Raw genomic sequence first — 10,855 nt, forward strand, 5'->3', positions numbered from 1 at the left:
CAGAGGAGTTGTCCATGATCGTCGTTCCGTCCATTCGAACTCCACTCGCCGGTGTGGTTCCATCGCTGTTCACCACCGATGACAGTGCCTCGGGTTCCCGTTCGTCGCTCACGCAGCCCGACATGACGGTGTCGGTCGACGAGAGCGCGGGCGACGACATCGAGGTGCGAATCTCGGGCAGCATCACCGACGCCGATGTCCCGATTCTGGCCGAGACGCTGGGCGAAGCCGCCGAGCGCGGCCGGGCGCTGATCCTCGATCTGTCTCGCGTCACGTTCGTAGCAGCAGGAGTTCGCTCCGTGCTCGACGCCACCGCTATTCGACAGGGTCGCTGGCAGCAGAAGCTCTCCGTCGTGCTTCCCGACGGCGCAGACCCGAACGGCGTCTCGGACCGCGTGTTCGTCTACCGCACGCTCGACGATGCCCGCACCGAAACCGATGCCCCGATCGAAACACCACTGCAGGCGGCCGATACACGGTGAGTCGCACCATGTACGACGTGTTGATCATCGGTGGAGGCAATGCCGGGATCAGTGCGGCAGCGCGACTGCTGAAGAAGGGCGTATCCGACGTTGCCGTGATCGAGCCCAAGCAGGTGCATACGTACAAACCCCTGTTGTCGTATGTCGGTGCCGGTCAGGCACCGCTCACCGAGGCCGAGCGGACCCAACGCTCGGTGATCCCCGAGGGCTGTGTGTGGCTCGAGGATTCGGTCGTGTCGGTGGATCCGGCAGCTCGATCGGTTCGCTGCGCGTCGGGAATCGAGTACGGCTACCGCGATCTCGTGCTGGGCCAAGGCCTGATCGCCGACGAAGCCGCTCTGCCGGGTGTGCATGCAGCACTTGGCTTTTCGGGTGTCGCCAGCAACTATCTCGACCGTGCCGAGCGCACGTGGCAGTCGGTTCGCGACTTGCCGGCGGGCAGTCATGCCGTGTTCACGGTGCCCCGTCCGCCCGTCGGGTGTACCGGCACCACTTTCAAACCGCTCTTTCTTGCAGCAGCCCACTGGAAGCGCACAGGGCGGTTACCGACCGTCGACATCACGTTGGTCGTCGATCGCACGAATCTGCTCGGTGTGCCGGATCTGGACCCTCGACTCGCGGGCCACCTTCGAGACCTGGGTGTACGCGTCCTGATGGATACGGCGGTCACGGCGCTCGAACCCGAGAGCAACCGCATCACCGTCACCGATCACGCGGGGGTCGACGAGCGAATCGACTACGACATGCTGCACCTGGTTCCGCCGTTTCGTGGACCGCTGTGGGTACAGGAGTCCGGTCTGGCCGGAGAGCAGCAGCACGGCGTCGTCGACATCGACTCTCGCACGATGCGACACCGACGCCACCCCGAGGTATGGGCTGCAGGTGACGGCGCGGCGATCGATACCGACTCTTCGGGTGGCGCTCTACGCAAACAGATTTCGGTTCTCGTGGACAATCTCGTCGCATCCAGGAGCGGCGGAGAGATGTCGAGCTACGACGGATATACCGTCGCACCCATCGCTGTCGAAGCGCGCACTCTGATCGCAGCCGAGTTCGACCGCACCGGTGCGCTGGCGTCGTCGCTACCCTCGTTTCTCGACCCTGTGAAACCCAGACGGTCCGCGTGGGCGTTCGACCGATACGGCCTACCGCAGTCCTACTGGCACATGATTCTCGCAGGGAGACTGTGACACCGACCGCGTGCTTCGCTGGGGTGTCAACTGTCGCGGGAGGGGTTCATCAGCCCGTCGGGATCCTCGACGACGACGCGGTAGCCGTCGTCCTCGAGTCCGCTCACGGCCTCTCGAAGGAGGCGCTGTGCAGCGCCGTCGACGGCGCGCACTTCGGAGAAGTCGACGACTATCTCGTCGCAGTCCGGGACGCCGGCAGCCAATCGTGCGACGACGGATTCCGCACCGGCGAACCGCAGCTCGCCTTGCAGTTCGACGGTCGTGACACCGTCGGATTCGCTCAGCGTGCGGATGGCGGATTCGCCGCTGGGAGGGACGTGCATCATGTGCAGACCGAGGTCACGGGACAACCTCTCGAACACCGCAACCCCGCGGACGCTGTTCCCGTGACCATTCAACCGGGGCGAGACCACGGCAACACCCACCTGCCCGGGGAGCACGCCCATGATGGCTCCCGCAACTCCACTCTTCGCCGGAATGCCCACTGTCGCAATCCAACTGCCACTGCCGTCGTACATCCCACACGTTGCCATGACAGCGAGAACATGACGGTTGACCGCGGGGTCGACGATCTGTCGGCCGGTGGCCGGATCGGTTCCGCCGTTCGCCATCACCGAGGCGATCACAGCCAGATCGTTGCACGTCACCTTTACCGCGCACTGTCGCGCATACCCGTCGACGACGACTGCCGGTTCCGCACCGAGGTGGCCGACCGACTTCAGCAGATGCGCGATTGCGGTATTTCGATCGTCGGATTCCAGTTCGGCCTCGTACACCGCCTGATCGATGTGGAGTTCGCGGCCTGCCATCGCTTCGAGTAGCTCGATGAGCCGCCCCGCTCGTTCTTCACCGTCACGGCCCTCGATCATCGAATGCACAGCCAGCGCACCGGCGTTGATCAGAGGGTTGCGAGGTCGACCGGTCTCGGCTTCCAACGAGATCTCGTTGAACGAATCACCCGACGGTTCGACGTCTACGGCCTCGAGCACCGCTGCGAGCCCGTTGTCCTCGATGGCCAACGCATAGGCCACCGCTTTGGCGATCGACTGGATGGAGAATTCGGTGTCGGTATCGCCCGCCCCGTAGTGCGACCCACCGACCGTGGCGAGTGCAACCGCGAACGTATCCGGATCGGCCGCCGCCAATTCCGGGTTGCCGCTCGACATTTCCCCGTCGTCGAGGTGCCGGCACTCAATCAGGACGGACTGAAGGTACTCGGGCACCGGTGATCTCATCACTCCACGCTAACCGTCGGGTCTTGACACGCCGACCCTGGCACCGTTTACACTCCGTGTTCCTCAACCGTTGTGGAGCATCGCTCCGCACAGATCGGACGCGCCCGTGCGACTGCGACGCTTGACCTCTACCGATTCGGCCGACCGCCTCGCCGTCCAGGTGCCCGGAACAACCACGTGGGTCGATCTGGAGGCTGCGGTCTCGACTCTGGGTGCCCCCGAGATCCTGCGCACGCTCACCGGTTCCATGCTCCGGTTCCTCGATGCAGGTGAACCCGCACGCGAAGCCGCAACGGCGGTGGCGCGGCGGGCGGCCGACGAGGGCGTCGCGACAATGGACCGACCGGCACCGACCCTTCCGGTCGTTCCGGCGTCACTGCGATGCTTCCTGGGTTGGGACGAACACTGGGACCTGGCCGCGCACAACCTCGTTCGTCGAAATCTACCGCGTGCCGTCCCTTTCATCCGCGGGTTCGAGATGCTGACGCGTCGAACTTTCCCGGCTCTGCGTCCCGGCCCGGGGTTCGACGACCATCCGATCTATTACACCGGCAACCACCTGACCGTCGTAGCCGACGGGGCCGATGTCGAGTGGCCGTCGTACAGCCGAGTTCTCGATTTCGAGCTCGAATTCGGTGCCGTCGTCACCCGACCGATCCGAGATGCAACCGAGCGGGAGGCCGAGACCGCGATCGGCGGTTACGTCGTCTTCGACGACATCAGCGCGAGGGACACTCAGTGGGAAGAGCAGCGCCGAACGCCGTTCGGTCCGGTCGTCAAGACCAAGACGTTCGCCAGTTCGATGGGCGCAGACATCGTCACCCCCGATGAGATTGCTACACATCTGGATTCACTGGCCGCGACCGTCCGGGTCAACGGCGAGCTCTGGTCGACCACCAGCACTGCCGGGATGCGCTATTCCCTGGGTGAATCTCTGGCGTATGCGAGTCGCGGCGAGAGCATCCACCCCGGCGAGCTCCTGACGTCGGGCACTTTGCCTCGCGGTTGCGGGCTCGAACTCGACCGGTGGATCGTTCCGGGCGATCGCGTCGAACTCGATATCGAACGGATCGGCTCCGTCGCCAACACCATCGGAGTTCGCTGAGTCCTATCGGATTCCGCGCTCGGCGTCCGACTTGTCGGTCGACGCGTCCTGGAACATCTCGAGGAACGACCCGAACCCGGATGCACTCTGACGTGTTTCGTCTCTGTTGTTGTCCGCAGAGCCTGCGGATACGTCCTGTTGTGTCATGAGACCAGCATGACAATCGGACATTGCGACAAATCGGGATGCAAAGTCACGAATCCGCATCGAAAGATAACAGCACGGTAACGACAAACTCGAAGTTGTGGATGGATCGAGCTCGTATTCCATCCACAACTTCGAGTTCGGTAACGCATCAGCGCCGGTGAGGACTAGGCGAGCTCGAAGCGATCGAGCATCATGACCTTGTCCCAGGCCGCGACGAAGTCCCGAACGAACTTCTCCTTGGCGTCATCGCAAGCGTAAACCTCTGCGAGAGCGCGCAATTCGGAGTTCGAGCCGAAGACCAGATCGTTGCGTGTTCCGGTCCACTTCTTCTCGCCGGTAGCGGCATCCTTGGCCTCGTAGATGCCGTCCTCCGCGGTGGGAACCCATTCGGTGCCCATGTCGAGGAGGTTGACGAAGAAGTCGTTGGTGAGCGTGCCGACCTTGTCGGTGAGGACGCCGTGCGTCGACCCCTTGTAGTTCGCGCCGAGTACACGCAGACCGCCGACCAGCACGGTCATTTCCGGTGCACTGAGCGAGAGCAGGTTGGCCCGATCGACCAGGTTGAACTCGGCGGGCAGCTTCTGGCCCTTGCCCAGGAAGTTGCGGAAGCCGTCCACCTTGGGCTCGAGATCGGAGAACGAGTCGACGTCCGTCTTCTCCTGCGTCGCATCCATGCGGCCCGGAGTGAACGGAACCGTGATGTCGACGCCTGCATTCTCGGCGGCCTGCTCGACGGCTGCGACGCCGCCGAGGACGACGAGATCCGCGAACGACACCGTTCCGGAGAACGCCTGCTGAATGCCTTCGAGAACGCGGATGACCTGCGCGATCTCGTCGGGCTCGTTGACCTCCCAGCCGGCCTGCGGCTGCAGGCGCAGACGGCCACCGTTGGCACCGCCGCGCTTGTCGCTGACACGGAACGACGACGCCGCCGCCCATGCAGCCGAGATCAGCTGATCCTGGCTCAGTTCGGAACCGAGGATGGCCTGCTTGAGCTCGGCGATCTGCGCGTCACCGATCAGCTCGTGATCGACGGCCGGAATCGGGTCCTGCCAGAGCAGGGGCTCCGCCGGAACCTCGGGGCCGAGGTAACGCGAGACCGGTCCCATGTCGCGGTGGGTGAGCTTGAACCACGCCTTCTGGAACTCTTCTGCGAGCTCCTCGGGATGATCGAGCCAACGGCGGGTGATCTGCTCGTAGATCGGGTCGACGCGCATCGCGATATCGGAGGTCAGCATCGACGGGTGGCGACGCTTGGACGGATCCGCCGGGTCGGGAACGAGATCCGCGCCCTCGCCGTTCTTCGGGCGCCACTGGTGTGCGCCGCCCGGGCTCTTGTAGAGCTCCCACTCGAAGCCGTAGAGGGTCTCGAGGAACGAGTTGTCCCACTGGGTCGGCGTCGGGGTCCAGATGACCTCGAGTCCGCTGGTGATCGCGTCGGCACCCGAGCCGGTGCCGAAGCTGTTCTTCCAGCCGAGGCCCATCTGCTCGATGGGCGCGCCCTCGGGCTCCGGTCCGATGTGGGCATCGGGGTCGGCTGCACCGTGGGTCTTGCCGAAGGTGTGTCCACCGACCGCGAGTGCCGCGGTCTCGATGTCGTTCATGGCCATGCGGCCGAAGGTCTCGCGGATGTCCAGTGCGGACTGCACGGGATCCGGATTACCGTTGGGGCCTTCGGGATTGACGTAGATCAAGCCCATCTGCACTGCGGCCAGCGGGTTCTCGAGACTCGTGCGATCACCGTGGTAGCGCTCGTCGCCCAACCAGGTCTGCTCGGGGCCCCAGTAGACGTCCTCGTCCGGCTCCCAGGCGTCGACGCGTCCGCCGGCGTAGCCGTAGGTCGGCAGGCCCATGGACTCGATGGCGACGTTTCCGGTGAGCACGATGAGGTCGGCCCAGGACAGTTTGCGGCCGTACTTCTGCTTGACCGGCCAGATGAGACGGCGGGCCTTGTCCAGGCTTGCGTTGTCGGGCCAGCTGTTGAGGGGAGCGAATCGCTGCATGCCGGCTCCGGCACCGCCGCGGCCGTCCTGCTTGCGGTAGGTTCCGGCGGCGTGCCACGCCATGCGGATGAAGAACGGACCGTAGTGCCCGAAGTCCGCGGGCCACCATGGCTGCGAGTTCGTCATCACGGCTTCGATGTCACGCTTGACCTCGGCGAGATCGAGAGAATTGAACTCGGCGGCGTAGTCGTAATCCGCACCCATCGGATCGCCCACGGCCGGGTTCTTCTTGAGGATCTTGAGATTGAGCGCCTTGGGCCACCACTCACGGTTGCCGCCGCCTTCGACAGGCGTGGGCATCGCGTCGTGCATGACCGGACACTTGCCACCGCTCTCCTGCGGCTGATCCTCGTTCATCTCTTTTTCGCGTGTTACGTGATCTTCAGACACGTGCTTCCTTCCAAGGTGTGACGATCGGGCTGTGATCGGTGGTCACGAACTCTGCTGTGTTCGAGACCGGGGAGGGAACTGAACGGGAACTGCCGGCTGCTCGCGAGCAGCCGAACACTGTGCGCAGAAGCCCCAATAGATGACCTCTGCCTCGTCGATCGTGAAACCGACGGAGTCCGATGCGGTGAGACACGGCGTCTCGCCCACCGCGCAATCCACGTCTGCGATCACGCCGCAATTGCGGCACACAGCGTGGTGATGGTTGTCCCCGACCCGAGATTCGTATCGTGCGGGAGATCCCGCGGGCTCGATGCGACGCACCAGGCGCGCAGCGGTCAGGGCATTGAGAACGTCGTACACCGTCTGGCGTGACACCTCGGGGAGCACCGATCGGACGAGTCCGAGAATCGTGTCGGTGTCCGCATGCGGATTGGTTTCGACGACCTCGAGCACGGTGACCCGCGGACGGGTCACGCGCAGATCGGCGGTGCGTAGTTGCTCCGCATAGGGTGAGATCGGCATCACAGCGTCAGTATCCTCCGGTTTTCTGGACCAAGTCAAGTATGCAGTCGAATTCGCTGCTTGTCGACCGCAACTCGGTGTCGACGGCAACCCGACACATGCCGTTCGCCCGGAGTTCGGCCGGCGGCTCAGGCCAGAGCCAGGAACAGCTTTTCGAGCTCGGCCTCGGTCATCGGTTCCCGCCCGTCAGCAGCATCCCCCGTCATGCACTCCCGCAGGCCGGTTGCCACGATCTTGAACCCGGCTCGGTCGAGCGCCCGCGACACGGCGGCGAGCTGGGTGACGACATCCTTGCAATCACGACCGTTCTCGATCATCCCGATGACACCCGCGAGTTGGCCGTGCGCGCGCTTGAGCCGGTTGAGTACCAGTGCAATGCTGTCTTCGTCGCCGATCATGTCGATTCCTTCGATGGTGGTAGCAGGGAGCTCGAGAGTACCCCCGGGGGCATCATTGCGGCGCGGTACCGGTACCGCCGAGGGCCGCGATTGCCGCCTGCAATTTCGCCGTGGCCTCGGAGGCGACCGCACCCAACTGCGGCTCACCGGTGACCTCGACCATGATGGCCGGGTTCATGGCCTCGACGACGACGGACCGCGCTGCTGCCGTGTTCTCCCGCACGATCACGTTGCACGGCAACAGCAGTCCGATCTGTTTCATCACCCCCACTGCGCGGTGAGCCAGTCCCGGGTTGCACGCGCCCAGGATCACGTACCGCTCCATGTCCTCGTCGAGCTTGGCCTTCAACGTGGCCTGCATGTCGATTTCGGTGAGGACTCCGAATCCATGCTCCGACAACGCCTTTCTCGTGCTCTCGATCGCGTCGTCGAAATCGGTGTCGGTCAGTGTGGTGGACAGTGCGATGTTCATGATGTCTCCTCGAAAGCTGGTGTTCAGTGGGAACTGTCGATTCAGTGGGAATTGTCGATTCAGTGGGAGAAACGGATGGAGGGCAGGACGGCACGTAGCCATGCCGGCGACCACCACGCGCCGTGTCCGGTCAGCCGTAGCAGGACCGGAAGCAGGACGAGTCGAACCAGGAACGCGTCGAGCAGTACCGCAACGCCCAGGATGATGCCCATCTCCTTCGGAGGCAACGGATCCGACAGTGCGAATGTGAAGAACACTGCCACCATCACCGCTGCTGCGGCAAAGATGACTCGTCCCGAGTGGGCCAACCCGTCCACCTGAGCAGCCTTGGAATCACCGGAGCGCTCGTAATGTTCCTTGGCGGTAGCCAGGAGGAAGACCGTGTAGTCCATGGCGATGGCGAATATCATCGCGAAAAAGAAGACCGGACCCCACCCATCGAGGAATCCCTGCGGCGTGAAACCCAGCAGCGAGGATCCGTGTCCGTCCTGGAAGATCAGCTTGGCGACGCCGAACGCCGCCGCGGTGGACAGCAGGCTCACCACGGTGCCGAGCAACGCGATGAGCGGAGCCTGAAGCGCCACCAGAAGCAACACGAATCCGAGGACCAGGATGATCCCGACGACGATCGGCAGGTAGTCGTTCAAGGCCTGCTGGAGATCCAGGTTCTCCGCGGGCGCTCCGCCGACGAGTGCCGAATCGGGCAACGTCGATCGCAGCTCGGCGAGAATGGAGCCCATCGATTCATCCGACGGATCTACTGACGGAATCGCTTGCAGCAGTGCGTATCCCGACTCGTCAGCGGCACTCTGCGGCGGAGTCACCATGGAGACTCCGTCGACCCCCGCAGCGACGGTTGCGGTGTCGACAGCATCGGCGTCGGGAACCACGATCTGCAGCGAACCCGGTGCGCCCGGTCCGAACCGGTCCTGAACGAGCTCGTAACCCTGCCGAACGGGGGCATCCTCGGGCACCACTGCTATCGACGGCATTGCCACCTTCGAGCCGAGTACCGGGAGGGCGAGCGCAATCAGAATCCCCACCGACACGACCGCGAACGGCCACGGATGCTTGTGCAGCAACTCGCCCCATGCCGCGAACCTCGGGGATCGATGCACTTGACGCTTCGCGTACGGCAACGAGGCGGCGTTGACCTTGGGTCCGAGCGCACCCAATGCCGCAGGCAGCAGTGTCATGGTCGCCAGCAACACGAAGGCGACGGCCAGCATGATCCCCACAGCCATCGTGCGCACCGCAGGCGCAGGGACGAGCAGTACTGCGGACAGACTCACCAGCACCGTCAGCCCGGACAACACGACGGCCTTACCTGCGGTGTCCATGGTTTCGGCGACGGCAGCCCGAGGGTCGGCGTTCCGCAACGCGTCCCGGAATCGAGCGACGATGTAAAGCGCGTAGTCGATTCCCAGCGCGAGCGCGAACATCATCGCAAAGTTCATGGCCCACACCGAGATCGGAGTAACACCGTTGAGCAGAACGAGGCCGCCCGCGGACGCGACGAGTCCGGCCACCGTGAGCAGCAGCGGCAAACCGGCAGCGACGAGAGAACCGAAGGCAAGCACCATGATCGCCAAGGTGACCGGCCACGAGAACAGTTCGGCTTGGATCATCGCATCGTGGTTCGCCTTGTTGAAGTCCGACCACAGGGCCGACGAACCGGTGGGATACACCTCGATTCCGTCGGTCGAGAGCGCGGTCAACCGCTCCTTCACATCGTCGACGGCCTTCACCATCTCGTCGGTCGTGCCGTTCGCCCCGGCGATGACGATGCCGGTTCGGCCGTCCGGGCTGATCGTCATATCCGGTTGCGGCGCAACGACGTCGCCGAATCTGGTGTCACCGGAGAACACCTCGGTCACGTCGTCGATCACTGCCCGAACAGCGGGGTCCGTGATGGATGCTGCGTCGGAGTGAACGACCACCTGCACCGCTGCGGACGAATTGCCACCGAAGTGCTGCTGGGCCAGTTCTCGAACCTGTACGGATTCGGATCCGTTCGCCTGCCACCCCGCTCCGGCGAGAGACGAGAACACCGAGGGCGCGAACGATCCCAAACCGATCAGCATGACGATCCATATCCCGAACACCAGACGGCGGTGAGTCACCATCGCACCACCCGCACGGCCGAGTACGCCTGGCCGTCTCGCAGGCAGGTCATCAGGTGAACGAAGAATTTCGGCGTCGCGCAGCGACATGGTTCTCCTATACGGGTGGGGGTATCAATAGGGGCAGACATACCCCCGAGCGATCGAACATGCCCACCATCGCACATACCCAAGGGGGTATGCAAGTACCCCTGGGGGTATCACCCCAGGGGTACTTGCATACCTGTCGGCGCATCAGCGCGAGGATGTGTCGGTCAGCGCCGCCTGTTCCATTGCTTCTCGATGCCGCGCAGCACTTCGAGTGTTTGTTCGGAATCTGCATCGACCGCCATCCGCGACCGGGCCCGTTCGAGAGCGCGTTCGGCACGGGTCACCGCGCGGTACCCCGAGTCGGTGGCGTCGACCAAGTACTGCTGTCGATTTCGGGGATTGACACTGCGCACCAACAGGCCCGCGTCGACGAGACTGGCAGTTGTCGCAGTGATGCTGGTCCGGTGTCGCACCAACTCACGTGAGAGCGCGCTGTACGACAACGGCCCTCTCCGACAAACCAATTCGAGTACCTCGTACCGTGCCCAGCTCAGCCCCTGGGCATCGAGCGCCTCCGCCAACCGCACCCGGGCGACCGAGGCCATCCGCAGTACCGTGGACACGATCTCGAACTCGGTGGAATGCGCCGGAGAGGTGTCGCCGTCGAACGACTCAGCGAGGGCAGTCATCGGGATACTCCCCTACTTGATTTCTGTGAGGACGGTGCCTTGGGTGATGGCGTCGCCTGCGGTGACGCT

At 64.0% G+C, this 10,855-nt stretch carries 11 protein-coding genes; 3 read left to right on the plus strand and 8 right to left on the minus strand.

Annotation, left to right across the window (positions count from 1 at the left end):
* Positions 1–14 precede the first annotated feature (14 nt).
* Entirely contained in the window at positions 15–482 is a 468-nt protein-coding gene (locus tag QM588_RS17840; protein ID WP_283315268.1) for an STAS domain-containing protein, read from the plus strand.
* 8 nt (positions 483–490) lie between these two features.
* Complete coding sequence (locus QM588_RS17845; protein WP_283315296.1) at positions 491–1,672, plus strand: NAD(P)/FAD-dependent oxidoreductase; 1,182 nt, start codon at positions 491–493, stop codon at positions 1,670–1,672.
* Positions 1,673–1,698: 26 nt separating this feature from the next.
* Here the strand turns inward: QM588_RS17845 and glsA are convergent, their stop codons facing one another.
* The gene (gene glsA / locus QM588_RS17850; protein ID WP_283315269.1) at positions 1,699–2,907 is read right to left on the minus strand and encodes a glutaminase A; all 1,209 of its coding nucleotides are present in this window, start codon (positions 2,905–2,907) and stop codon (positions 1,699–1,701) included.
* Positions 2,908–3,028: 121 nt separating this feature from the next.
* Here glsA and QM588_RS17855 point away from each other — a divergent pair, with 121 nt between their 5' ends.
* A complete protein-coding gene (locus QM588_RS17855) occupies positions 3,029–4,012 on the plus strand; it encodes a fumarylacetoacetate hydrolase family protein (RefSeq protein ID WP_283315270.1) in 984 nt (327 codons plus the stop codon).
* 3 nt (positions 4,013–4,015) lie between these two features.
* Here QM588_RS17855 and QM588_RS17860 read toward each other — a convergent pair whose 3' ends face one another.
* The 7 genes from QM588_RS17860 to QM588_RS17890 form a co-directional block, all read right to left on the minus strand.
* Complete coding sequence (locus QM588_RS17860; RefSeq protein WP_283315272.1) at positions 4,016–4,159, minus strand: hypothetical protein; 144 nt, start codon at positions 4,157–4,159, stop codon at positions 4,016–4,018.
* Between the two features lie 164 nt (positions 4,160–4,323).
* Entirely contained in the window at positions 4,324–6,519 is a 2,196-nt protein-coding gene (katG, locus tag QM588_RS17865) for a catalase/peroxidase HPI (protein ID WP_283315298.1), read from the minus strand.
* A 75-nt stretch (positions 6,520–6,594) separates the two neighbouring features.
* Complete coding sequence (locus QM588_RS17870; RefSeq protein WP_032366272.1) at positions 6,595–7,074, minus strand: Fur family transcriptional regulator; 480 nt, start codon at positions 7,072–7,074, stop codon at positions 6,595–6,597.
* Between the two features lie 128 nt (positions 7,075–7,202).
* Entirely contained in the window at positions 7,203–7,472 is a 270-nt protein-coding gene (locus QM588_RS17875; RefSeq protein WP_032366273.1) for a metal-sensitive transcriptional regulator, read from the minus strand.
* 52 nt (positions 7,473–7,524) lie between these two features.
* Positions 7,525–7,944 carry a DUF302 domain-containing protein gene (locus QM588_RS17880; RefSeq protein WP_283315275.1) on the minus strand — a complete coding sequence of 140 codons (420 nt, stop codon included), beginning with the start codon at positions 7,942–7,944 and terminating at the stop codon, positions 7,525–7,527.
* A gap of 59 nt (positions 7,945–8,003) precedes the next feature.
* Positions 8,004–10,070 (minus strand): MMPL family transporter, encoded by a 2,067-nt coding sequence (locus tag QM588_RS17885; protein ID WP_283315276.1) that lies wholly within the window; start codon positions 10,068–10,070, stop codon positions 8,004–8,006.
* Positions 10,071–10,321: 251 nt separating this feature from the next.
* Positions 10,322–10,786 (minus strand): MarR family transcriptional regulator, encoded by a 465-nt coding sequence (locus QM588_RS17890; RefSeq protein WP_135046890.1) that lies wholly within the window; start codon positions 10,784–10,786, stop codon positions 10,322–10,324.
* Between the last annotated feature and the right edge of the window lie 69 nt (positions 10,787–10,855).

It is taken from the genome of Rhodococcus sp. IEGM 1354, from assembly GCF_030056855.1.
In the GTDB taxonomy this organism is placed as follows: domain Bacteria; phylum Actinomycetota; class Actinomycetes; order Mycobacteriales; family Mycobacteriaceae; genus Rhodococcoides.

What these genes read in the sequence shown, in the direction of transcription:
- QM588_RS17875 (WP_032366273.1), bottom strand. Translation starts at nt 7,472, where the DNA reads ATGATCGGCGACGAAGACAGCATTGCACTGGTACTCAACCGGCTCAAG.
- QM588_RS17885 (WP_283315276.1), bottom strand. Translation starts at nt 10,070, where the DNA reads ATGGTGACTCACCGCCGTCTGGTGTTCGGGATATGGATCGTCATGCTG.
- QM588_RS17870 (WP_032366272.1), bottom strand. Translation starts at nt 7,074, where the DNA reads ATGCCGATCTCACCCTATGCGGAGCAACTACGCACCGCCGATCTGCGC.
- QM588_RS17860 (WP_283315272.1), bottom strand. Translation starts at nt 4,159, where the DNA reads ATGACACAACAGGACGTATCCGCAGGCTCTGCGGACAACAACAGAGAC.
- QM588_RS17845 (WP_283315296.1), top strand. Translation starts at nt 491, where the DNA reads ATGTACGACGTGTTGATCATCGGTGGAGGCAATGCCGGGATCAGTGCG.
- glsA (WP_283315269.1), bottom strand. Translation starts at nt 2,907, where the DNA reads ATGAGATCACCGGTGCCCGAGTACCTTCAGTCCGTCCTGATTGAGTGC.
- QM588_RS17890 (WP_135046890.1), bottom strand. Translation starts at nt 10,786, where the DNA reads ATGACTGCCCTCGCTGAGTCGTTCGACGGCGACACCTCTCCGGCGCAT.
- katG (WP_283315298.1), bottom strand. Translation starts at nt 6,519, where the DNA reads ATGAACGAGGATCAGCCGCAGGAGAGCGGTGGCAAGTGTCCGGTCATG.
- QM588_RS17880 (WP_283315275.1), bottom strand. Translation starts at nt 7,944, where the DNA reads ATGAACATCGCACTGTCCACCACACTGACCGACACCGATTTCGACGAC.
- QM588_RS17840 (WP_283315268.1), top strand. Translation starts at nt 15, where the DNA reads ATGATCGTCGTTCCGTCCATTCGAACTCCACTCGCCGGTGTGGTTCCA.